Source organism: Pseudomonas marginalis (assembly GCF_001645105.1).
Lineage (GTDB): Bacteria > Pseudomonadota > Gammaproteobacteria > Pseudomonadales > Pseudomonadaceae > Aquipseudomonas > Aquipseudomonas petroselini.
In genome coordinates, this window is the sequence record NZ_LKEG01000022.1 from 73,234 (window position 1) to 95,277 (window position 22,044).

The following is a 22,044-nucleotide window of genomic DNA, read 5'->3' on the forward strand; positions in this document are numbered from 1 at the left end:
TAGTGTGTTCGGCGGGCCTCTACACTCAGAGTCGCGCCGACTCAGTACGCCAGTCTTAGGATCATTTCTACGGCACAATCGTTCATATGGCAGTAGCTCATTGCCCGCCGTGCATCCGACGAGCGATGAGGTAAACCCCGAGCCCGACCAACGCCGTGACCGCACCGATATAACCGGTACTCGTCCATCCCAACCCCGCCGTAATCGCCATCCCGCCAAACCACGGTCCCAACGCATTCGCCAGGTTAAACGCCGCATGGTTGGACGCCGCCGCCAGGCTCGGTGCTTCGTGGGCAATATCCATCAGGCGGATTTGCAACGGCGCAGCCAACGACACCATGGTGCCGACCAGGCCCATGCTCAGCAGTACGCCCCATAGTGAGGACGCGGCGAAGGGGAAGAACAGCAACACGGCGATCGACCACACCAATATCAGGCCCACCGCACGAAACTGCATGCGATCAAACAGTTTGCCGCCCGCGATGTTGCCGATAATCCCACCCACGCCAAACGCGGCCAGGCCGAACGGAATCCACTGTGGCGACACCTTGGTCACTTCGAGCATGGTCGGCGCCAGGTAGCTGAACACGCAGAACATCCCGGCAAACCCAATCGCACCGATCGACAATGCCATCCACACCTGAGGCTTGGTGAAGGCGCGCAGTTCTTTGCGCGGGTCGCTGCGTTGTTCGTCGTGGCGGTGCGGCACGAACTGCCAGACCAGGGCGATGGTGCACAGGGCGATCACGCTCACCAACGCAAACGCCGAACGCCAGCCCAGGTGTTGGCCGAGGAAGGTGGCGATGGGGTTGCCGAGCAGCATGGCCAGGGTCAGGCCCAGCATGACGCGGGCCACGGCGCCGGCGCGTTTATCGTTGGGCACCATGCTGGACGCCACTACCGCGGCAATCCCGAAATAAGCACCGTGGGGCAGGCCGCTGATAAAGCGGAAGGCCACCAGCGAACCAAAGGTGGGGGTAAACGCGGTCGCCAGGTTACCCAGGGCATACAGCCCCATGAGCAACAGCAGCATGTGTTTGCGCAGCAGCTTGGCGCCAAGGATGGCCAGCAACGGCGCGCCGACCATCACGCCGAGGGCGTAGGCGCTGATGGCGTGGCCGACCTGGGGTTCGCTTAAACCCAGGTTCTGCGCGATGTCGGGCATCAGGCCCATGATGGCGAATTCGCCAGTACCGATAGCGAAAGCGCCCACGGCCATGGCCGCTTCCATTTTGGCGGCACTGCGCGCGGGCAGCACGTGCCCGGGAGTTTGGTGGATAGACATGGATCGCTCTGTTGGAATGAATAACACGAAAGACCGCCGCGGATGCTACGCACGCCGCGGCGAACCTGTCTAGAACAGCGTTTGGCGGCAGAGTTCAATGGCGCTTTGAGATCCGTCTTATTCTCCCGCTCCCTTGCGCTCCGTAGGCTTGCGGTGATGAAACTCAAACATTTCCTGCAACCCCTCGACGCCACCTTCTCCACGCCCAAGGCCGCCCGCAAGCTGCTGCGCCTGTTCGCCCTGGCGTTGGTGTTGGGTGTGTATGCGGGCGCCTACAGCTATTTGCGCGCTGCGTTCAGCGAGGAGATTTCGTTGCGGCGCAGTTACATGAATGAGGCGATTTCCGATGCGCAGAGTTTTTTTGTCAGCCGCCAGACGCTGTTGAAAAGCCTCGGCCTGTCCACCGTGCCGCATGTGACGCCGCCCGTGGGCAACCTCAATAACGTGCCCGCCGAGGAAGTGCATATCACCTTGGGGGAGGCGGGCAATATCTGGAGCCTGTGGCTGACCCGGCGCATGCTCGACTACCTGGAGGCGAACCAGGTCAACCTGATTTATGTGGCCCAGCGTGCCGAGCCTGGCGTGGAGCGCCTGTTCACCGTCGGCCCGGCACCGGAGGCAGTGCCGGAGACGGTGTTGCAGCGACTGATGGCGGTCGATACCGGCAAGGTCTCGGTCAGCGACGAGCTGTGGCTCACCGAGCAAAGCCGGCTGGATTCGCCGCTGTATATTTTTACCCGCCTGGATGACCGCAGCCCCACCTCGGGTTGGCTCGGCCTGGAGGTCGATGGGCCGGACCTGATCAACGCCCTGCAGCATGAAAAGGCTGGCGACTTCATGTTGCTCGACGCCGCAGGCCAGCTGATTTTCAGCAGCACGCCCGATCAACCAGCGGCGGCGCAGGTGCTGCGCCAGTATCATTCCACGGCCAGTTTCGGCTGGGAGGGCAGTCGCTGGTTGCCGGACCGCTTGGCCATCCGCAAACACCTGGGCTATTCCCAATGGCAGATCGTTTACAGCCTGGAGCTGAGTTCGTTGCTGCCCAGCCTGGCGTTGCCGCTGCTGGTGTGCCTGCTGCTGTGCGCATTGGCGAGCCTGTTGATGATGCGGCTGGTGCGACGTATCGATCAGCGGCTGATCATCCCGGCGGCCAATCGCATCGAAGCCTTGGTAGAAAGCGAGGCGTTCAGCAGCGCGGTCATTCGTATCGCGCCGGTGGCCTTGTGCGTATTGCGCCGCAGTGACGGCGAAGTGGTGCTGGAGAATCCCTTGTCGCGCCAATGGCTGGGCAACGGGCAGGAGCGCCAGCAGTTGTGCCACGACTGGATTCGCCGGGCCTTTCACGCCGGCGAGCAAAGCAACACCGATGAGCTGCAAATAGCCGACGGTCGCCACTTGTTCCTGAGCTTCGCACCCACCCGTTATCAACGTGAAGAAGTGTTGATCTGCGCGTTCAGCGATATCACCGAGCGCAAACAGGTGGAGCTGGCCTTGCAGCAGGCACGTACCTTGGCGGATGCGGCCAATGAGGCCAAGACGTTGTTCCTGGCGACCATGAGCCATGAAATCCGCACCCCCCTTTACGGTGTGTTGGGCACCCTGGAATTGCTCGCCCGCACCGACCTCAACAGCCAGCAGCGCGGCTACCTGAATGCCATCGAAGGCTCGTCGGCGAACTTGCTGCAACTGATCTGTGATGTGCTGGATGTGTCGAAAATCGAGGCAGGGCAACTGTCCCTCGAACTCAGCGTATTTTCCCCGCTGGAGCTGGTGCAGGAGGTGATTCAAGGCTACGCGGGCGCCGCCCAGAGCAAGGGCTTGCAGCTGTTTGCCTGCATAGATCCGCAACTGCCCGACCAGGTGCGCGGCGATGTCACGCGTATCCGCCAGATCCTCAATAACCTGCTCAACAATGCGCTCAAGTTCACCGAGAGCGGGCGCATCGTATTGCGCTTGCGCCTGGAGAGCCGCGAAGGCGAGCGCGCCCTGTTGCAGTGGCAAGTGGTCGATACCGGCAAGGGTATTGCGGCGCACGATCAGCCGTATTTGTTCGAGCCGTTTTTCCAGGCCAGCGGCAATGCCAATGTGGTGGCGGGCACCGGGCTTGGGTTGTCGATCTGCAAGCGCCTGGTGCACCTGATGAACGGCACGCTGCGGCTGGTCAGCGAGCCGGGACTGGGCAGCAGTTTTACCTTCACCTTGCCGTTGGAGCAGGTTGACGAATACGCGCATGAGCCGTGGGCGTTGCCCTTGCTGGGCGAACGCGTCTATGTAGTGTCGCCGGTACGCGAGCTGGCCGAAAGCATTGGCGGCTGGTTGCGGCGTTGGGGCGCGCGGGCGCAATTGGGCCTGCCGCACTCGGTCGAGGCCGACCCCGGCGCGGTGCTGGTGGAGCTGTATCCCGGCCCGGTCGACCCCGGCCAACGGCTGCGCTGGTCCGGGCCTCGGGTGATGGCGGCCGCCGATGAGCATGGTGTCCATCAAGGGCCGGGTGCCTGCTGGCAGATCGGCCTGAACCAGCTGCAGGCGCTCAATCGCGCGGTCAGCCGCGCCCAGGGTATCGAGGAACACCCGTCGCCAACGCCTTGCGAGGTGCCGGCCGAGATCAACCTCAACCTGCGCCTGCTGGTGGCTGAAGACAACCTGATCAACCAGTTGATCCTGCGTGATCAACTCGAAGAGCTCGGCTGCACCGTGGTGCTCGCGGGCGACGGCATTGAAGCGCTGTCGCTGTGGGGCGAAACCGCGTTCGACTTGATTCTCACCGACGTCAACATGCCGCGCATGAATGGCTACGAACTCACCGAGCAATTGCGGCGCCTGGGCTGCGCCTTGCCGATCATCGGTGCCACCGCCAACGCCATGCTCGATGAAGCCGAGCGCTGCCTCAACGCGGGCATGGACCACTGCCTGGTCAAGCCCTTCACGTTGCGCGTGCTTCACCAGTGCTTGCAGCCTTATCAGAGGAGCGTGCTTTGAGTGCCTATCGCGTGCTCATTGTGGAAGACCATCCTTTTCAGCATGAGTACCTGATCAACGTGTTCCAGGGCATCGGCGGCTTTGACGTCGACGTGGTCTGGGACGGCGCGAGCGCGTTGCAGCGCCTGGCCCGCCAGCGCTATGACCTGTTGCTCAGCGACTTGATGATGCCGGGCATGGACGGCGTGCAGTTGATCCAGCAACTGGCGCACCTGCAGGCGCCACCGGCCTTGGCACTGATGAGCGTGGCCTCGCGGCGCATGCTGGTGGGCGCCGGCCAGGTAGCGGATAACCTGGGCCTCACTGTCGCGGGGTTGATCTCCAAACCGGTGCGCGAGCCCCAGGTGCGCACCCTGCGCGATTGCCTCGACAAACTCGCCGAACAGGCCCGCACACCCTGCTGCCATCGCGGTGTCGGTCTGGCCCGGGAGGACCTGGTGCGCGCCTTGGCCAACGGTGAAATTCAGGCCTGGTTCCAGCCCAAGAAGTCCCTGCATGACGGGCGCATCGTCGGCGCCGAAGCGTTGGCACGCTGGGTCCATCCGGTGGAGGGGTTGTTGCTGCCCAGTGAGTTCCTCGGTGAAATCGAGCGGCTGGGCCTGGAAACCCAACTGCTGACCTGCATCCTCACCCAGTCCCTGACCGCCCAGGCCCAGTGGGCGCAGCTCGGCTACCGGTTGCCGGTGTCGATCAACCTGCCCACGCACTTGCTTGACCAATGCGACCTGGTCGACCGCCTGCTGGCCCAGGTTCAGCAGCGCGATGCCGAGCCTCGGCAAATCACCTTCGAATTGATGGAAAGCTCCACCACACGGTTGCCCAGTAGCTACTACGCTGGAGCATGTCGCCTGCGCATGATGGGCTTTGGCTTGGCGCAGGACGATTTTGGCAAGGGGTTCAGCTCTTACTTCAACCTGGTTTCCACGCCGTTCAACGAAGTGAAGATCGACCGCTCGCTGGTGCACGGCTGTGCCGAGAATGAAAGCCTGGCGTCGGCCCTGCAAAGCATTGTCGAACTGGGCCGCAAGCTGGGGCTGACCACCACGGCCGAAGGCGCTGAAACACAGGCGGAGCTGGCGGTACTGCGGCGTATTCGCTGCGACCAGGTGCAAGGTTTCCTGATCTCCCAGGGCGTGACGGCGGATAAATTCAGCGCTTTATTGATCGAAGATGGCCCTGCGCCAGCACTTATCTGAGCGGCCAGGGTCACACAGTCAAGAAGCCCGAAGGAAGGGTCGCCCGGTTCGCCGGGCGTTATTGGCCAATGCCGGGATCATGCATAGGCTCCACGTCCTGATTCAGGCTTCTGCGGTACTGACGATGAAACATGCAAGCTTGCGCCTGGATAAACTCGCGCAAAGTTCCCAGCGCCTGAACAAAGCCCTGTTGTTGCTCACCGGGCTCGCCTTGTTGCTGTCCAGCAGTTGCTACTGGGCGGTGTCGCGGTTGCTCGATGCCGAACAGGAAAAAGTCGAGTTTCACTTCGCCCGCGTGGTGGAAATCATCCATGAGCATGAGGCGTTCCTGCGCAACGTTGCGGTCGGCTATAGCCGCAGCAATGCGCCGCCACTGCCGGTGGTGCAATCCACCCAGGTCGTGCAATTGCAGCACGAGGCCGGGCAGGTCGTGGTGCAGGCCAAGGGCTTCGCGCTGTCGTTGCCGTTCACGTTGTCTTACGGTGCGGATTTCACGGCGGATGACACGCGCCGCGCGCTGGCGTTTGGCGTGCAATTGACCGACTACTACGGCGGCTATTGGGCCAGCTCGTTCTACGCCTCACCGCAGCTGTTCGTGTTTACCCCCAATGACGTCGCCAGCCTGGCCGTCCCTGGCATCGGCGGCCTGCGCCAGCATCAGCCGTTGTTGCGCGAGCGCTACCGCGACGTGGTGAGCCGTTTGCACCAGTTGCAGCAGAGCCAAAACCTGTTGCTCACTGACAGGCGCGTGCGCTGGATGCGCGCACCCTTGCAGCTGTATCCAAACACCCGCAGCCTCGTCGCGATGATCGGCCTCGATGCGCCCGCCGCCGTATTGCCGGCCAACCAACCTCAGGGCCTGCTGACGTTAGCGGCGGTTGTCGATACGTCTCAGGTCGATGAGTTCGAGCGGGTGCTGCAACTGTCGGTCTACAACCAGTTCACGCTGATCTCGCCTCAGGGCGATGTATTGCTCGGCAGCCTTGGCGATGAACACTTGGCGCCACTTGGGCTGAGCTTTAACAGCCTGGGCCTGCGCTTCAAGATGATCAGTGAGGGCGGCGAGCACTGGACCGGCTTGTACGCCATCAGCTACCAGGATTTCCTGCGCTACGCCAAATGGCCGCTGCTGGGCCTGGGCCTTACATTTCTGGCGGCGGTGCTGCTGGGTTGGTGGATCAACCATTGGTACAAGACCCGCATTGTCAGCCCGGCCCAGCGTGCCCAAGAGCGTCTGTTCGAGAGCGAAGCGTTCAACCGCATCATGTTGCACAACGCCCCGGCCGGCCTGTGCGTGGTGCGGCGCAGCGACTGCCAATTGCTGCTGGAAAACCAGCGTGCCCTGCAGCTGGGCGGCACCGCGCCGCTGGTGGACGTACTCCGCGCCAATAACGGCCCGGACACCCCCGGCGAGATGTGCCTGGCCGTACAGGGGCGCTACCTGCAGGTGGTGGTGGTTGCCGCGCGCTACGAGGGCGAAGACGTGTTTCTGTGCGGCTGCAACGACATCACCCGGCATGTGGACGAAGCGCTGCTGCTCGACCAGGCGCGTCAGGAAGCCACCGCCGCCAACGAAGCCAAGACCGTGTTCCTGGCCACCATGAGTCACGAAATCCGCACACCGCTGTATGGCGTGCTCGGCAACCTGGAACTGATGGCCCTGACCGCCATGAGCGAGCGCCAGCGCCAGTACCTGGAAATCATCCAGGGCTCTTCCACCGTGCTGTTCCAACTGATCAGCAATATTCTGGACGTGTCGAAGATCGAGTCCGGGCAAATGGCCGTGGAAGCGGCGCCCTTCAACCCGCAGCAATTGGTCGAGGAAGCGGTGCTGGGCTTTACCGCCACGGCGCGCAACAAGGGCTTGCAGATTGATGCGGAGATCGACCCCCAAGTGCCCTGCCAATTGCTCGGCGACGCGGGGCGTATCCGGCAGATCCTGCATAACCTGCTGGGCAATGCGATCAAGTTCACTGAGTCGGGGCGCGTGCGTTTGCGGTTGACCGTACAGGCGCTGCTCGCGGATGAAGTCGCCCTGCAATGGCAGGTCACCGACACCGGCGTGGGCATTCCGGAAAAAGCCCTGGACCAGTTGTTCAAGCCGTTCTACCAAGTGGCCAACGGCCAGGATGGCAACGGCGCAGGCCTGGGCTTGTCGATCTGTTCGCGCCTGAGCGAGCTGATGGGCGGTAGCATGCGCGTGGTCAGTGAGCCTGGGCTGGGCAGCAGCTTTTCGCTGTTCATCACCTTGCCGATTGTTAACAGCGCCCCTTCATTGGCCAGCCCTGAGTTTGCACCGCCGTGTCTTGATGCGCCGTGCCTGAACGTACGGGTGCTGGTGGCCGAAGACAACCCGGTCAGCCAAGCCGTGCTGCAGGAACAGCTCGAAGCCCTCGGCGCCCAAGCCACCGTGGCGCGCGACGGTGAACACGCCCTGCAAATCTGGGGCTCGCAGCCGTTCGACCTGGTGATCACCGACATCAACATGCCGCGCCTGAACGGCTACGACCTGGCCCGCGCCCTGCGTGAACAGGGCGTGCAGGTGCCGATTATCGGCGTCACCGCCAATGCCCTGCGCGAGGAGGGCGAGCGTTGCTTGGCGGTGGGCATGAACGCCTGGGTGGTCAAACCGTTGAGCATGAGCATGCTGCGCCAGGCCTTGATGGCGCACTGTCGCCGCGCAAATGCCTTGGCGGTGCCCCCGACGGACCGCGACCGCGACGGCTGGATCGAGTTGTCCCCGGCCATGCGCCAATTGATGGGCAACACCTTGCTGGCGGACGTGCAGCACATCGAGCAGGGCCTGGCCGTCGGCGATACCGAGCGGGTGCGCCAGCGCCTGCACAGCCTCAACGGTGCGCTGGCCAGCGTGCGCGCCGGGGTTTTATCCGGTGCGTGTCAGGCATGGGAAAACGCGCTGTACGAAGCCCCTCTGGATGACCACGCCGCCACGCAGATCCGCGGGTTGTGCGCGCGGCTGACGGCGGTGGCGCAGTGCTTGCTTGCAGAACTTTCTGCCCAGAACAAGGAAGCTGAATAATGCGAGACATGAACGTTGTGATCGCCGACGACCACCCGATCGTACTGGTGGGCGTGCGCGAGATTGTGCAGCGCGATTCACGTTATCGCCTGGTGGGCGAGGCCGTCAGTTCCAGCCAGTTGATCGAGCTGTTGCGCGCGCATCGGCCGCAAGTGCTGATCACGGATTTCAACATGCCGGGTGATGACACCTACGGCGATGGCCTGAAACTGATCGAGTACATCCTGCGCCACTTTCCCGACACCCAGGTGCTGGTGCTGACCATGATTTCCAACAGCCTGATTCTTACCCGCTTGCAGGAACTGGGCGTGGCCGGCGTGATCCAGAAAAACCACCTGCACGACGAAATCGAAAAAGCCCTGGGCGCCATCAGTGCCCAGCGCAATTACCAGGCGCCTAGGCCTGCGGCGACGTCGGTGGTGGGCAATGCGTACCAAGTGCAGGAGCGCTTCCAGAGCCTGTCGCCGCGGGAAATGGAGGTGCTGCGTTTATTTGTGACGGGCATGAGCGTCAGCGATATCGCGCGGCAACTGAGCCGCAGCAACAAGACCGTCAGCGCGCAGAAAATCTCCGCCATGCGCAAGCTGGACGTGGACAGTGACCAGGCGTTGCTGACCTATTGCATCGAGGCGCGGCAGTTCCAGTAGTCAGCGGTAGGTGATGTGCATCAACAGCATTGCGCTGTAGCTGCCCGCGTCGGGCAGTTCACCCACGGACACGGGCTTGACGCGCAGGGTCAGTTCCAGCGGTCCGTCGGTTACCGGCCAGGTGCCGGTTTCTCCCAGGCTGAAATCAGCCTTCACGCCTTTATTCAGCAAGCCAAGCTGCAAGCCCAGGGCCGGGCGGCTGGTGAGCAGGGTGTGGCTGTCAACGCTGCCCACGCCCGCCGTGAGGGTTAGGCTGACTTGGCTGTTGGGCTGGCAATCGAACACCAGCGGCACGTCGGTGACGCTGGCACTGGCGTCGGCCAACTGGTTGAGGTTCACGTTGCCCAGGTCCACCTGTTGCGTACTGGGAAAACGCGCTGAGCAAGGGGGCGCGATCAGCTTGCCGGTGACGTCGACCTTTGTTTGGTCCGCTGCCTGGGCAGCGGCTGCGCCGGTCATCGCCAGCAGTATCCAAAGCAACCTGTTCATAAGTAATTGATGGTCATGACCATGGACGAACTGAAGGCTCCGGGCGTCAATGCCCCGCGCGCAATCAATTGTGCCTTGAGGCTGATATCGACGTTGCCACTCAGGTTGGTGTAGCGCTTGGTGGTGCCGTTGAGGTTGGCCAAGGAATCGTCGGCCGCCCACAACAGCGACACGCCCAAGTTGTCGACGGTGGTTTTGGCGACAGTGGCCGTATGTGTGCCGTTATTGGCGCTGAAGCTGACATTCATCGATGAGCCCGCCGGGCAAATCAATTGCACGGGGATGGGCTGGGTGGCGGTCGTAGTCACTTGGTCGGTGCGTACATCACCAAATTCGGCGGTGAGGGTGGTGCTGGTGCTGAGCACGCACGGCGGACGAGTCAGGGTGCCGCGTACGGTGATGTTCACGGTATCCGCGGCCTGTGCGGTGGCGCTGAGCAGCGCCAGGGCGAGCAGTGAGGTTTTCATGGCGATGGTCTCAGCGATAGTCGATGGTCAGGGTGTATTGGCTCTGGAAGGCACCGGCCGGGGATTGGCCGCTTTCCAATTGTGGGGTGAAACCCAGCCCCAAGCTGTTGCTGCCCTGGCGAAGCTGCAGGGTGCGCGGGCTGTTCAGGTTTACCGGCGTGTTATCCCCCCAGCGTGCCTGCATGTTCAGCCCCGCCAAGGTGGTGCGCGATACGCCGTTACTGGCGCTGACCACCGCTTGGCTTGGCACCAGCGTAGCGGTGGCTTGTACAGCGGCTGGGCAGGTGACTGATACCGAGGTGGATTGCTTCTGGTTACTGAGGTCGGCACTGCTGATGGTGCCGAACGATAGGTCGACGCTGCTCGGTGAACTCAAGCTGCAGGCGGGCAGGTAGACCGTGTAGTTAAACGGATATTGCATGAACCATTCGGCCCAATTGGCGTAATTATGCGAAGTCACGCCAAGGTACAGCTGGACATAGCGCCGGCCCGTAGTACGGGGCGCCGTGCCCACCAGTCTGTATCGATAGGGCACCACCGTGTTGAGCGGCAGCGGCCGGCAGGGCCCGCCCAGACAACTCCCTCCATATTGGCCCAGGGGCAACTCAAGCATGTAGGTGTTGTTGTATGGGTCGACAAAGCGCAACCGGGCCTGATCGGCGCCGGACATATAGGCGATCTGCGCATTCATGCCGGCCGCATAAGGGAAGGCCCGGCGAATGGTGCAAGTGCCGGTATAGGCAATATCGATCTCCTGCCCCGGCGTGAACCGGTACCCATTGCTCGGGTAGCCCGGCATTGAGCATTCGAGGTTGCCACCAATCAAGGCGTGCGCCGATTGCGGCAGGCCGCTCAATACGGCGCACACCAACGCCAGCATCAGCCCAGCGTGCGTTTTGCCCAGGATATTCATGATCACGAATCCTTGGCGCCCGACTCACCGGCCGCGCGCTCACATTGAATGTTCAGTTGAGTAATCCCACCCTCGGCAGGACCGTCGTCTTGCAGTTTCAATTCGCGGCTGCACCACGGTTGCCCGTCCACGCTGATCAACAGGCGTGCCTCGGGCGGCACGCCGGTCAGGAACGCGCGGCCCTTGTCCGCCACCAGGGTGTTGCCCAGCGAACGGCCGTCTGCCGCGAAGAGTTCGGCGCGCGCGGCGAAGGGTGCGGCTTCGCCTTGGGTGTCGCGGATGCGGAACAGAATGCGTTTGCCGCGCCGGGTGTCGAAGTCCGCCAGCACGAAGGCGCCGCGATTGGGCGTGACGTCCTGCACCGGTTCGGCGATGTCGACGTCGGCGGACATCGACTGGGTGTCCAGCGACACACGGTTCTTGCGATAGGGCAGGGCGGACGGCACCACCGTGTAGCCATTGGCATTGGTGCGCACCCCGCGCTTGTTGGTGACCGCCACGTCGGCGGCCCCCGGCGTGGCGACGATCACATTGGTTTCGCCCAGCGGCTGGCTGAACATCAGGTTGCTGCCGTACGCCACCACCGAACCTTCCACGCCCAGGTCCAGTTGGCGGTTGCCGGTGGACTCGTTGTAGGCACCGCGCACAATCGCGCTCGGCGCGTCGTACTGGGCGGCGAACGTGCCGCCCGCCTGGCGTTGGGCGCCGTTGACTTGCTGTGACACACCCGCGCTGTAGGCCAGGGTGTCGTCTTCAAACGCGTTGCCGCTGAGGGTCGCGGTGCGTGACGCCGCGCCGCGCGCGCTCTGGTTCATGTTGGCGGTGACCCGCTGGTTGCGTGTACCGCCCAGGGGCATGCTGATGCTCAGGGACAGGCTGCGATCGTGACTGTCGGCGCCTTTGTTCAGGCCCAGCCCGAGGGAGTAGGAAATGCTCCCGGAACTCACGCTGTAACCCAACTGGATTGAGGTGTCGGCCTGGCCCTTGTCCCAATACGCGGTTTTCGACACGTTGGCGTACACCCCGCCGTAGCCGCCCAGTTGTTGGGACACGTTGGCGGTGAAGTTGCTTTTCATATGGCCGCTGCGGTACGTGTCCAGGGTTTGCCCGGCGTTGCGGCTGTTGAGCGCCTCGTTGAACGAGTAGTAGCCGCCGGTGGAGTAGCGGTAGCCGATCAGGCTGAAATTGGTGTCGGTGGCCGCCAGGGATTTGGAATAGCGAAAGCGGAACGACTGGCCGCTGGCGCTGGTTTTTTCATGGCCCATGGCGTCGCTGCGGGCGTGGGTCACGTCCACTGAAATCGCGCCGAAGCCGGCGAAATCGTGGGCGAAACCCAGCAGGCCGGCGTTGTATTGATCACTGAGCAGGCTGGCGCCGAACAGCGTGGTACTGCCGCTCAAGCCTCGGCGTAGCGAGGCCTGGATGAAGGTCGGGGTCTCTTGCACAAACGCTGACTGCGCCGGGCGGTATTGGCCGGCGAAGACCGAGTAGCTCTGTTGCCCCTCGCGCAGCATGTAGGGCACCGACGAAAACGACTGGGTGTAGACCTGGCGCTGGCCGTCCGGGCCTTCCACCGTGACCTCGATGTCGCCGTTGCTGGCGGTGGGATAAAGATCGGTCAAGGCAAACGGCCCTGAGGGCACCCATTGCTCATGGATCACGTAGCCGCGCTGGCGGATGATCACCCGCGAGCGGCCATTGGCGATGCCGCGAACCACCGGCGCGAATTCACGGGACTGGTCGGGCAGCATGTCCAGGTCCGAGGCGATGCCCAGACCGCGATAGGGAATCGCGTCGAACAGGTCGCCTTCGGTGGTGGCGTCGCCCAGGGTGGCAATCGCCATCATGTTGCCCATGTCCCGCTGGGCGTAGGTTTCCATCGACTCCCAGCGCCCGGCGTCGCCCGTGCCTTTCTGCCAGGTCGAGAAATTGCGCAGGCGCCAGGCCCCGGCATTGATGCCGCTGCGCAGGCTGCCGAACTGGTTCTGGCGGCGGCCGCTGTCGGACTCTGCCGTGCTGCCGCTGAAGCTGTAGTTGGTGAACGCCACGTTCTCACCGTCGCTCCACTGTCGACGGCGCACCTCAAACGGAATGCTGCCCAGGTACGCTTGGGGAATCTCGATCGACAGCAATTGGTGGTTGAAGTCGTAGTCGTAGACCACCCCGGCCAGGCCCTGGTCGAAGGCAATGCAGGTGGTGTCGGCGTCGCTTCTGTTGTGCAGGGCGGTGTCGGCCACTCCCTGGGCGCGGAAAAACTCGACATCCAGGCACGGAAACAGCCCGGTGGCCGAGCGGTCCGCGGTGCCGGTGGCGCGTACGAAACGCACATCGCGTTGCTCGACCGCGTGCTGGTTGACCCGCACATCCACCCGATAAATGCCCGGCAACTGGCCTTCGCTCATGGCGCTGACCTGTTGTTTTACCGCCGCCGAACTCTGCCCGCCGCCGATCTCGAGGAACGACGCATCGAACTCGTAGCCGGCGTGTGCGGGGGCCAAGTGCAAGGCCATGGCCGCCGCGAGCGGGCAGCCGAAAGCCTTCACGGCGCGACGGCGCGTGAATCGGAATGAACGGGGCATGAGCGTTCCTGGTGGGGGCGTGCGCGTGTATCAGTGAATGCGGATAAGAGGGGCGGTCACGATGCTGCCGTAGTCGTCGATATAGCTGAGCGACACTTCATCGCCCGCCTTGGCCTGGATCGGCAGTTCGCGCTGTTCCCCGGGGCGCAGCACATCCGGCGCCTGGGTGATCGGCAGGCCGTTGAGCGTGAGTTCGCTGACCACCACGTGAAGCTTGGAGCCGTTATTGAAATGCAATGCCCCCGCCTTGGACGTCCAGCCCACCTGGGCCACCGCGTCCTTGAGCGAACCTTTGACGCCGGCCGGGCGGTAGAACAGCTTGATGGTGGTCTTGAGGGCAATCTGCAGTACGTTCTTGCCTTTCTGGTCGTCGCTCATGGCCGGGATTGCCTTGACGTTCATCAGGAACAGGCTTTCGCGGTCTTGGGGCACATCGGTGCCGCCGGTGAAAATGACGCGCAGGATGTTTTCCTTGTTGGCATCCAGTCGGAACAGCGGCGGGGTGACGATAAAGCTGTCGACGCTTTCTTCATTGCCGCCGGCAAAGCGGCTGACCCAGGACTGCACCAGGTAGGGCGAGGTGTCTTCGCGATTGCTGACCGTGAGGTTGGCTTCGCTGGAAGCGCCGTCGTAGATCAGCCGCGTGGCGCCGACCGTGACGGCGGCGTTGGCTGCCGCGCTGTGCCAGAGCGGGAACAGGGCCAGCAAAAAGTACACTTTAAAACGCATGATGAGGGACCTTTGGAAGTCCGCGGGCCGGCGGACGGCCCACGGTATTGACGAGCAATTACTTGTAGGTAACGTCGAAGCTGGCCAGGGCGTGCACCTGACCGGTGCCGATACCGGACGTGGTCTTGGCGGTATCGCCTTCGCCGGTGGTCGTGTCGGCGACGGTGCGCACGTAGGCGGCGGTAAAGTCGAAGGTGTTGGACTGCGCACGCAGGTCGTAGTCGGCGGTCGGCGTGTTCAGTGGCAGCTTGTTACCGTTACGGGCGTCGGAGATCTGGATCGCGATACCGCGCACCTGGTTTTCACCGGTCAGGCCGAGCAGGGTCGGGTCGGTGACGTCTTGCTGGCCGCTGAAGGTGATCGCGACGCTGTTGCGGGTGGCGGTGCTGCAGTTGTCCAGGCTGATGGAAAACGGTTTGGCTTTGTCGGTGAGCACCGAACCCACGGTGGGCGCGAAATCAGCGATACGTACTGGGTCCAGGGTCACGGATTTATTCACGTCGCCCGTGGTGATGGTGCAGGCGTTATCGGTAACGGAACCGGTGAACTCGATCTGCCCATCGGCCGCGTGTGCGGTGCCGGCCAGCAGCCAGCAAGCGCCGCAGGCGAGGGTGAGTTGGCTCAGTTTGTTCAGCATTGCAATGCCCCTTTAGAGAGATGGATGGTTGTCTGCTCACGCGTGAGTGAGCCAATCCATGGTGCATTGCGGCGGTTGTGAGGCACATGAGACGGATCTTAAAAAAATGGCGAAGTAGTGGCGCCATTCGACCGGCGAGCCCATATCTGGCGCTGGCCGTGATATTCTGCGCGCCATCTTGGTCTGGTCGTTCTCTGGTACGTACATCCGTATACGTCCCGGCGGTTGGCTGTCGCCCAGGTAGCTGAAGCCAATAATGATAAGAAGTCAGCGCAGAAGGGACATAAAAGTGAGGTCGATACATCGGCCTTGTGTGCTCACCCTGCGGCCTTGAGAGTCAGGGGCGGTGGGGCGGATGGCGTTTTATCATAGGTGCTACTGATGTTTAAAAAAGTAAACACTGCCCTGCTGGGGCTGGCTTTGTCGCTGGGGATTACGTCCGTTCAAGCGGAAGAGGCAAAGAAAGTCGATGTGCTGCTGATCGGCGGCGGCATCATGAGTGCGACCCTGGGTGTATGGCTCAATGAGCTGGAACCGAGCTGGTCGATGGAAATGGTCGAGCGCCTCGATGGCGTGGCCGAAGAAAGCTCCAACGGCTGGAACAACGCCGGTACCGGTCACTCGGCCCTGGCTGAGCTGAACTACACCCCGGAAGACAAGAACGGCAACGTTGAGATCCCGAAAGCGGTCGAGATCAACGAAGCGTTCCAGATCTCCCGTCAGTTCTGGTCCTGGCAGGTCCAGCAGGGCGTGCTGAAGAACCCGCGTTCGTTCATCAACTCCACACCGCACATGAGCTTTGTGTGGGGCGATGACAACATCAAGTTCCTGAAAAAACGCTACGAAGCCCTGCAAGCGAGCCCGCTGTTCGCCGGCATGCAGTACTCCGAAGACCCGGCGCAGATCGCCAAGTGGGTTCCGCTGATGATGGAAGGGCGTGACCCGAACCAGAAAATCGCGGCCACCTGGAGCCCGCTGGGGACCGACATGAACTTCGGCGAGATCACCCGCCAGTTCGTCGCTCACCTGCAAACCACCCCTAAGTTCGACCTGAAACTGTCGAGCGAAGTGCAGGACATCACCAAGAACGCCGACGGTTCGTGGCGTGTCAGCTACAAAAACCTCAAAGACGGCACCAAGACTGAAACCGACGCCAAGTTCGTGTTCATCGGCGCCGGTGGCGGTGCACTGCACTTGCTGCAAAAGTCGGGCATTCCTGAAGCCAAAGAATACGCAGGCTTCCCTGTGGGCGGTTCGTTCCTGGTGACCGATAACCCAACCGTCGCCGAGCAGCACCTGGCCAAGGCCTACGGTAAGGCGTCGGTTGGCGCGCCTCCGATGTCGGTTCCGCACCTGGACACCCGCGTACTGGATGGCAAGCGCGTTATCCTGTTTGGCCCATTCGCGACTTTCTCGACCAAGTTCCTGAAAGAAGGCTCGTACCTGGACCTGCTGACCAGCACCACCACCCATAACATCTGGCCAATGACCAAAGTCGGTATTCGTGAATACCCACTGGTCGAGTACCTCGCCGGCCAACTGATGCTGTCGGATGACGACCGCTTCAAGGCGCTGCAAGAGTACTTCCCGAACGCCAAGCAATCCGACTGGCGCCTGTGGCAGGCCGGTCAGCGCGTGCAGATCATCAAGCGTGACGAAGAGCAGGGCGGCGTCCTGAAACTCGGCACCGAAGTGGTCAGCTCCGCCGACAACACCATCGCCGGCCTGTTGGGTGCATCGCCAGGCGCGTCCACCGCGGCTCCGATCATGCTGACCGTGCTGCAGAAAGTGTTCAAGGACAAGGTAGCGACCCCTGAGTGGCAGTCCAAGCTGCACCAGATCGTACCGAGCTACGGCACCAAGCTGAACGACAGCCCTGAGGCCGTTGCCAAGGAATGGGCCTACACCGCCAATATCCTGCAACTGCCAACACCGCCTGTGATTCCGCAAAAGGCCGCTGTGAAGGCGCCTGAGGCTGCCAAGCCTGCGGCTGAGCCGAGCAAGCCGGCATCTGACCTGGCGTTGTAAGCCGCTGGCGAGGTTCTGAGATCAGGATCTCACCGGTCACGAAAAAACCGCTGAACCGGTAACGGTCAGCGGTTTTTTTGTGTTTTTAAATACGGGAGCGCTCGACAGGCGGCAGTTCAACCGTGCGCTCGGCGGCCGCCAGCGCTGCCTTCAAACCCGCTTGGTCCAGCGCGACGCAATACGCAGGCTTGCCCCGTTCCAGCCGCCAGCTTTCATCCAGGCCTCCGGCGTCCACGGCGTCGAAACCCAGTTCGTCGAGTAACGTGATGACCTGTGCCTTCGCTGCCGTGTCGTCCGCGGCCACCGGTAATGCTCGACGCCCGCGCCGCCGAGCGTTTGAACCTGTCACCGCAGATGGTGGCTAAGCATGTCAGTGCGTTGGAGCAACGCCTGGGCGCGCGCTTGCTCAACCGCACCACGCGTCGCCAAAGCCTGACGGAGTTGGGTAGCGCGTACTACGAGCGCTGCAAACACATCCTGACGGAGGCCGAGGCAGCCGATTCCCTGGCGCCGATCGTGAATGGGTGCTCTACCAAGGCCCGACACGTTACCGCGTGCAGGTTGCCAGCCGACTGCAAATCAACGAAATCAGGGCGTTGATGTCGGCTGCGCTGGAGGGCTTCGGTATTGTCCTGGGGCCCGAAGACTTCCTGCGCCCGGCGCTGTTGAGGGGTGAATTGGTGCAAGTGCTGGCGAACTTCGAGGCCCCGAGCCGGCCGATGCATTTGCTCTACACCGCAAATCGCCAGCGCACTGCCAAGTTACGACGGTTTGTGGAGGCGGTGCTGGAGCGTTTCGGGCCGGCTTGAGTGGGCCAATGCTGACGGTGCCTTTCATCTGCGTTCCTGAGTGCAACGCCCTCAGGTTCAGCAACCCGACAGACACTACCTGTTAAAAAAGACCCATGGCCGATCAGGAGAGCGGCTGCAACAAGGGGGCATTTTTTGCAGTGTAAGTGGTGGGCGTCAGCGCCCGAGGGGTTTGTATGTGGCTACGTTATGCAGCATTGACGGCCATGGTCGTCGCGGCATCCGGGTGTGTGCAAGAGCGCGTCGTGCATGAGCGCAGGCCGGTGCAACGGGAGTATGTAGAAGTCGTCGCGCCGCAACCGCCGCCGGTGCAGGTGATCGAAGTCGAGCCACCGGTGCGCTACGGTTACATATGGTCACGCGGTTACTGGCGCTGGGAAGGCGGGCGCTATGTCGCGGTGCACGGCCATTGGGAGCCGGTGCGCGAGGGCTATCGCTATGTGCATCCGCATTGGGTGCAGCGTAGTGATGGGTACCACTGGCAGGGTGGCGGTTGGGTTCGCTGAGTCTCGGCTAAATCGGCTTCTGGGTGCCCAGGAGTCGAACTTCCCGCAGCAGCGCGGCACCGAGCTGATCGGTGCCCAGTTCCCTGTAGCCCACCGCCTTGACCTCGCCGTTCTCCTCCGCCTGGATGAGGATCACCGGGGTTTCCTTGCCGGTGGTTTCGTCGATGTGCAGGGCGTACTGCGGAATATCCAGCTTGATCGGCGTGCCGGCGGCCTTGCCTTTTACATTGATCAGGAACGCCGCACAGCCAGCGTCGACGTCCGTGCTGGTGGCAGAGCGGCCACTGACAAAGCAGGTTTCCGGCAGGTCGGGCCAGGCGATGGTGTCTGCCTGGGCGAGGGTGGGGGCGATGGCCAGCGCTGCGAGTAGAAACGTGCGCACGTAGTCTTTCTCTCGATCAAGGTGATAAGCCGTTTTTACCAAAGCCCGCTCGCTGCCGCAACGCTGTGGTTCAGGCCAGCCGCTTCATGCCCGTTGTCTTGATCGCGTTGAGGTCGAAGGTGGCCGTGTACTCGCAACCGGCGGCGTGGGCGCAGCGCTCGATCAAGCAGTCTGCGAAGTCGGCCTTGTTCGCCACAAACTTGCGCAACGCCTGCCAGATGAGTTCTGCGTGCTCTATGGTCAATTCGCGGGTGCGAAGCAGGGTTTCCAGTACCGTCACTACATCACGCTTGGCCGACTGGTAGCAGCTTTGCAGCACCCAGACCAATTCCACGATGGAAACCATGCTGATAAAACCTGGCGAGGCTGTGCTCAGCGACTCGATCAGCGCTGACGCCTTGGCTGATTGAACGGGATCATCCTGGGTGACGTAGCGTACCAGCACATTGGTATCCAGCCCGATCATCCGGCGTGTGCTCCCTGCGCTGCGATGGCCTGGTTCATCTGTTCGATGGAGACGGCCTTGGCAGGTTTGCGGATCAGCCCCTTGAGGTCCTGAACCGTCTTGCTCGCGGCAATGATGGAAAACTGTCCGTTTTCCATTTCGACAAATTCAACCCGGTCTCCTGTTTCCAGGCCGAGGGCAGTCCTGACTTGGACGGGAATGGTGATTTGACCTTTCGAGGTCAGGGTGGCGGTTGCCATAGTGAAGTTCTCCATCGTGATATTCCTTACCCTAGGGTAAGGAATGACAGAGCACAATATCCGTTGGTCCATAGGTCGCTCATTGGGTGTGGGTGAGTTGGAATAGGTAAAACACTAGTCCCAACTGTCCTTGCTCGCCCCCCTTCCACCGGGTTTAAAGCGATACAAACCATGACCAACCGCCACCCTATTATCCGCCTTCCCTGCACGCCATTGTCGAGCACGCCGGCGATGTGATCGCGGTCTAAGTCGGCAAGACGTTGTGCTGTGCAGGGACGGTTGGGGGCTAATTCATTGAACCACGCGGTAGCACGGCACATAGGCCGCGCCGCCCGGCAACTTCATGCGGTGCTGAGCGACGAAGGCCTGTAGCAGTTCGTCCAGGGGTTTCATGATGGCCGGGTCACCGTGGATTTCATACGGGCCGTTTTGCTCGATCAGGCGAATACCCTTGTCCTTCACGTTACCCGCCACGATCCCCGAGAACGCACGGCGCAGGTTGGCGGCCAGTTCGTGCGGCGGCAGTGCGTGGCTCAACTGCAGGCTGGCCATGTTCTCGTGGGTCGGGTCGAACGGGCGCTGGAAGCCTTCGTCGATCTTCAGCAGCCAGTTGAAGTGGAACGCGTCGTTGCGCTCGCGGCGGAACTGCTTCACCGCCTTGAGCCCCGCGGTCATCTGGCGCGCCACTTCGGCCGGGTCATCAATGATGATCTGGTAGTGCGCTTGCGCTGCTTCACCCAGGGTGGCGCCGACGAAGGCATGCAGTTGTTGCAGGTAGGGCGCGGCGTGTTTGGGCCCGGTGAGGATGACCGGGAACGGCAGGTCGCGGTTATCCGGGTGCATCAGGATGCCCAGCAGGTACAGGAACTCTTCTGCCGTACCGGCGCCGCCGGGGAAGATGATGATGCCATGGCCGACGCGCACGAAGGCTTCCAGGCGTTTCTCGATATCCGGCAGGATAACCAGCTCATTGACGATCGGGTTCGGCGCTTCGGCGGCAATGATGCCTGGCTCGGTCAGGCCCAGGTAGCGCCCGCCGGTAATGCGTTGCTTGGCGTGGGAAATGGTCGCGCCCTTCATCGGGCCTTTCATCACGCCAGGGCCGCAGCCGGTGCACACATCCAGGCTGCGCAGCCCCAGTTCGTGGCCGACTTTCTTGGTGTACTTGTATTCTTCGGTATTGATCGAGTGCCCGCCCCAGCACACCACGATCTTCGGCTCGACACCGGGGCGCAGCGTACGAGCGTTGCGCAGCAGGTGGAACACGTAGTCGGTGATGCCCTGGGAATCGCTCAGGTCTATACGCTGGCTGTCCAGCTCGTTCTCGGTGTAGACGATGTCACGCAGGGCGCTGAAGAGCATTTCGCGGGTGCTGGCGATCATTTCGCCGTCGACGAAGGCATCGGCGGGGGCGTTCAACAGCTCCAGGCGCACGCCGCGGTCCTGCTGGTGGATGCGCACTTCAAAGTCTTTATAAGCGTCGAGGATGGTCTTGGCGTTGTCGATATGCGCGCCCGTGTTGAGAATGGCCAGGGCGCACTGGCGGAACAGGGTGTAGATGCTGCCGGTACCGGCTTCGCTCAGTTGCTGCACTTCACGTTGGGACAGGGTTTCGAGGCTGCCCTTGGGGCTGACGGAGGCGTTGATGACTTGACGTTGGGGCATTCTGATTCCTTGAAAGCGCAGCCACCGCACCCGCGAGGGGCTGCGATGGCTTGAGAATGATGGGCGCCGAATTCGGACGCACGAGACGGTTATTTAACTCAGGCGCAAGGCCGAGTGCAAACACCGTCCAGCACCATCATGCCGCAGAACTCACTGAATCAGCTTCCAGTTTTTGTAGAAAACCCGACGCAGGGTAAAGGCCATGCCGGCAAACCCAGCGATCACGGCGTTAAGAACCCGGGGTACCGGGGTCGGCCGCACGATATCGATAAACAGACAGTAACGCTTGGCATCGTTTTTGTTGAAAGACGCATGCATCAACGTGTCATCGAAGATGAACAGCGGGTCGTCGTGCCAGTAATGCTTGTGCTTGCCCACCTGGATGTAGACGCCCTCGTGATGGGGCGCCGGGGCCATGTTGTAGAGCACGCGGAACATCATGCGCAGGGGGCCGAAGTGAAACGAGGTCGAGCGGTTCTCATTGAACACCGACACACCAATGGTTTTCACGAACGGGAGTTTTTTGCGCAGTTGCGGAATGTCCAGGGTGGTCTCGATGGGGTGGCCATACCACTGGAAAAACAGCATGCCGCGCTTCTTCTCGGCCATGCGTTCGTCCAGGTAGCCGATGATTTCGTCCTTGTGGGCCATGGCGTCATCGATCACCCGTTGCAGGTCTTCGCGCCAGGCGGGTGGCAGGTCCTGCATCGTGTAGACATGGCGGTTATGCGAGCTCACCAGGTCGAACAAGGTATTGAACGGCGCCAGCAACCAGGTGTTGCGGCCACTGCCGATAAAGTATTTCTTGATCGTGGGCGCGTCATACAGGCCATTTCGCAGGAAGTCGTAGATACCGCAGACCACCACCAGGCCGAGAAAGACCAAGGTGGTCTCGGGGAACACATCAATGATCAGCAACACGCCGAGTACCCAGGCGACCGATACCGCTTTTTTACGCAAGGCAGGCATATTCATGTAACTCAGCTCC

At 62.0% G+C, this 22,044-nt stretch carries 18 protein-coding genes and 2 pseudogenes; 7 read left to right on the top strand and 13 right to left on the bottom strand.

Annotation, left to right across the window (positions count from 1 at the left end; all coding sequences use genetic code 11):
* Positions 1-97: 97 nt before the first annotated feature.
* A complete protein-coding gene (locus AO064_RS02830; protein WP_012722889.1) occupies positions 98-1,285 on the bottom strand; it encodes an MFS transporter in 1,188 nt (395 codons plus the stop codon).
* Between the two features lie 156 nt (positions 1,286-1,441).
* Here AO064_RS02830 and AO064_RS02835 point away from each other — a divergent pair, with 156 nt between their 5' ends.
* The 4 genes from AO064_RS02835 to AO064_RS02850 all read left to right on the top strand — a co-directional run bounded on the left by AO064_RS02835 (position 1,442) and on the right by AO064_RS02850 (position 9,147).
* Positions 1,442-4,264, top strand: a complete 2,823-nt coding sequence (locus AO064_RS02835; protein WP_064052311.1) for an ATP-binding protein — start codon at positions 1,442-1,444, stop codon at positions 4,262-4,264.
* Entirely contained in the window at positions 4,261-5,460 is a 1,200-nt protein-coding gene (pvrR, locus tag AO064_RS02840; protein ID WP_064052312.1) for a response regulator cyclic di-GMP phosphodiesterase PvrR, read from the top strand. Before AO064_RS02835 ends, pvrR begins: the two co-directional genes overlap by 4 nt.
* Before the next feature lie 124 nt (positions 5,461-5,584).
* Entirely contained in the window at positions 5,585-8,500 is a 2,916-nt protein-coding gene (locus AO064_RS02845; protein WP_064052313.1) for a hybrid sensor histidine kinase/response regulator, read from the top strand.
* Positions 8,500-9,147: a response regulator gene (locus tag AO064_RS02850; protein WP_064052314.1), complete on the top strand. Its 648-nt coding sequence runs from the start codon at positions 8,500-8,502 to the stop codon at positions 9,145-9,147. The genes AO064_RS02845 and AO064_RS02850 overlap by 1 nt, the downstream gene beginning before the upstream one ends.
* On the opposite strand, the gene AO064_RS02855 is transcribed toward AO064_RS02850, so the two are convergent.
* The 6 genes from AO064_RS02855 to AO064_RS02880 are packed head-to-tail and all read right to left on the bottom strand — an operon-like array spanning position 9,148 to position 14,961.
* A complete protein-coding gene (locus AO064_RS02855) occupies positions 9,148-9,636 on the bottom strand; it encodes a fimbrial protein (protein WP_064052315.1) in 489 nt (162 codons plus the stop codon).
* Positions 9,633-10,103, bottom strand: a complete 471-nt coding sequence (locus AO064_RS02860) for a fimbrial protein (protein ID WP_064052316.1) — start codon at positions 10,101-10,103, stop codon at positions 9,633-9,635. Before AO064_RS02860 ends, AO064_RS02855 begins: the two co-directional genes overlap by 4 nt.
* A gap of 10 nt (positions 10,104-10,113) precedes the next feature.
* Positions 10,114-11,016: a fimbrial protein gene (locus AO064_RS02865; protein ID WP_244159461.1), complete on the bottom strand. Its 903-nt coding sequence runs from the start codon at positions 11,014-11,016 to the stop codon at positions 10,114-10,116.
* Between the two features lie 2 nt (positions 11,017-11,018).
* A complete protein-coding gene (locus tag AO064_RS02870; RefSeq protein ID WP_064052317.1) occupies positions 11,019-13,595 on the bottom strand; it encodes a fimbria/pilus outer membrane usher protein in 2,577 nt (858 codons plus the stop codon).
* A gap of 30 nt (positions 13,596-13,625) precedes the next feature.
* Positions 13,626-14,324 (bottom strand): fimbrial biogenesis chaperone, encoded by a 699-nt coding sequence (locus tag AO064_RS02875; protein WP_064052318.1) that lies wholly within the window; start codon positions 14,322-14,324, stop codon positions 13,626-13,628.
* A gap of 58 nt (positions 14,325-14,382) precedes the next feature.
* Positions 14,383-14,961, bottom strand: a complete 579-nt coding sequence (locus AO064_RS02880; RefSeq protein WP_064052319.1) for a fimbrial protein — start codon at positions 14,959-14,961, stop codon at positions 14,383-14,385.
* Positions 14,962-15,342: 381 nt separating this feature from the next.
* Here AO064_RS02880 and mqo point away from each other — a divergent pair, with 381 nt between their 5' ends.
* Positions 15,343-16,989: a malate dehydrogenase (quinone) gene (mqo, locus tag AO064_RS02885; RefSeq protein ID WP_012722900.1), complete on the top strand. Its 1,647-nt coding sequence runs from the start codon at positions 15,343-15,345 to the stop codon at positions 16,987-16,989.
* An 85-nt stretch (positions 16,990-17,074) separates the two neighbouring features.
* On the opposite strand, the pseudogene AO064_RS02890 reads toward mqo, so the two are convergent.
* Positions 17,075-17,308, bottom strand: a pseudogene (locus AO064_RS02890) (NADP oxidoreductase); the annotation flags it as partial.
* Between AO064_RS02890 and AO064_RS02895 the strand changes: the two are divergent.
* Positions 17,299-17,798: pseudogene (locus AO064_RS02895) on the top strand (LysR substrate-binding domain-containing protein). The pseudogenes AO064_RS02890 and AO064_RS02895 sit on opposite strands and share 10 nt — an antisense overlap.
* Before the next feature lie 176 nt (positions 17,799-17,974).
* Positions 17,975-18,304, top strand: a complete 330-nt coding sequence (locus tag AO064_RS02900) for a YXWGXW repeat-containing protein (RefSeq protein ID WP_064052320.1) — start codon at positions 17,975-17,977, stop codon at positions 18,302-18,304.
* Positions 18,305-18,311: 7 nt separating this feature from the next.
* On the opposite strand, the gene AO064_RS02905 is transcribed toward AO064_RS02900, so the two are convergent.
* The 5 genes from AO064_RS02905 to AO064_RS02925 all read right to left on the bottom strand — a co-directional run bounded on the left by AO064_RS02905 (position 18,312) and on the right by AO064_RS02925 (position 22,031).
* Positions 18,312-18,686: a hypothetical protein gene (locus AO064_RS02905; RefSeq protein WP_046035083.1), complete on the bottom strand. Its 375-nt coding sequence runs from the start codon at positions 18,684-18,686 to the stop codon at positions 18,312-18,314.
* 70 nt (positions 18,687-18,756) lie between these two features.
* Positions 18,757-19,152: a PIN domain-containing protein gene (locus tag AO064_RS02910; protein WP_064052321.1), complete on the bottom strand. Its 396-nt coding sequence runs from the start codon at positions 19,150-19,152 to the stop codon at positions 18,757-18,759.
* Positions 19,149-19,406, bottom strand: coding sequence for an AbrB/MazE/SpoVT family DNA-binding domain-containing protein (locus AO064_RS02915; RefSeq protein WP_064052322.1), 258 nt, complete (start codon positions 19,404-19,406; stop codon positions 19,149-19,151). Before AO064_RS02915 ends, AO064_RS02910 begins: the two co-directional genes overlap by 4 nt.
* Positions 19,407-19,682: 276 nt before the next feature.
* Positions 19,683-21,056, bottom strand: coding sequence for a nucleotide 5'-monophosphate nucleosidase PpnN (gene ppnN / locus AO064_RS02920; protein WP_064052323.1), 1,374 nt, complete (start codon positions 21,054-21,056; stop codon positions 19,683-19,685).
* A 150-nt stretch (positions 21,057-21,206) separates the two neighbouring features.
* Positions 21,207-22,031, bottom strand: coding sequence for an aspartyl/asparaginyl beta-hydroxylase domain-containing protein (locus AO064_RS02925; protein WP_012722907.1), 825 nt, complete (start codon positions 22,029-22,031; stop codon positions 21,207-21,209).
* Positions 22,032-22,044: the final 13 nt, after the last annotated feature.

Excerpts from the sequence above, each read along its gene's own strand:
- AO064_RS02845 (WP_064052313.1), top strand. The coding sequence starts at position 5,585 with ATGAAACATGCAAGCTTGCGCCTGGATAAACTCGCGCAAAGTTCCCAG.
- AO064_RS02855 (WP_064052315.1), bottom strand. The coding sequence starts at position 9,636 with ATGAACAGGTTGCTTTGGATACTGCTGGCGATGACCGGCGCAGCCGCT.
- AO064_RS02870 (WP_064052317.1), bottom strand. The coding sequence starts at position 13,595 with ATGCCCCGTTCATTCCGATTCACGCGCCGTCGCGCCGTGAAGGCTTTC.
- AO064_RS02835 (WP_064052311.1), top strand. The coding sequence starts at position 1,442 with ATGAAACTCAAACATTTCCTGCAACCCCTCGACGCCACCTTCTCCACG.
- AO064_RS02900 (WP_064052320.1), top strand. The coding sequence starts at position 17,975 with ATGTGGCTACGTTATGCAGCATTGACGGCCATGGTCGTCGCGGCATCC.
- AO064_RS02850 (WP_064052314.1), top strand. The coding sequence starts at position 8,500 with ATGCGAGACATGAACGTTGTGATCGCCGACGACCACCCGATCGTACTG.
- AO064_RS02830 (WP_012722889.1), bottom strand. The coding sequence starts at position 1,285 with ATGTCTATCCACCAAACTCCCGGGCACGTGCTGCCCGCGCGCAGTGCC.
- AO064_RS02880 (WP_064052319.1), bottom strand. The coding sequence starts at position 14,961 with ATGCTGAACAAACTGAGCCAACTCACCCTCGCCTGCGGCGCTTGCTGG.
- AO064_RS02865 (WP_244159461.1), bottom strand. The coding sequence starts at position 11,016 with ATGAATATCCTGGGCAAAACGCACGCTGGGCTGATGCTGGCGTTGGTG.
- AO064_RS02860 (WP_064052316.1), bottom strand. The coding sequence starts at position 10,103 with ATGAAAACCTCACTGCTCGCCCTGGCGCTGCTCAGCGCCACCGCACAG.
- AO064_RS02910 (WP_064052321.1), bottom strand. The coding sequence starts at position 19,152 with ATGATCGGGCTGGATACCAATGTGCTGGTACGCTACGTCACCCAGGAT.
- AO064_RS02915 (WP_064052322.1), bottom strand. The coding sequence starts at position 19,406 with ATGGAGAACTTCACTATGGCAACCGCCACCCTGACCTCGAAAGGTCAA.
- AO064_RS02875 (WP_064052318.1), bottom strand. The coding sequence starts at position 14,324 with ATGCGTTTTAAAGTGTACTTTTTGCTGGCCCTGTTCCCGCTCTGGCAC.
- ppnN (WP_064052323.1), bottom strand. The coding sequence starts at position 21,056 with ATGCCCCAACGTCAAGTCATCAACGCCTCCGTCAGCCCCAAGGGCAGC.
- AO064_RS02925 (WP_012722907.1), bottom strand. The coding sequence starts at position 22,031 with ATGAATATGCCTGCCTTGCGTAAAAAAGCGGTATCGGTCGCCTGGGTA.
- mqo (WP_012722900.1), top strand. The coding sequence starts at position 15,343 with ATGTTTAAAAAAGTAAACACTGCCCTGCTGGGGCTGGCTTTGTCGCTG.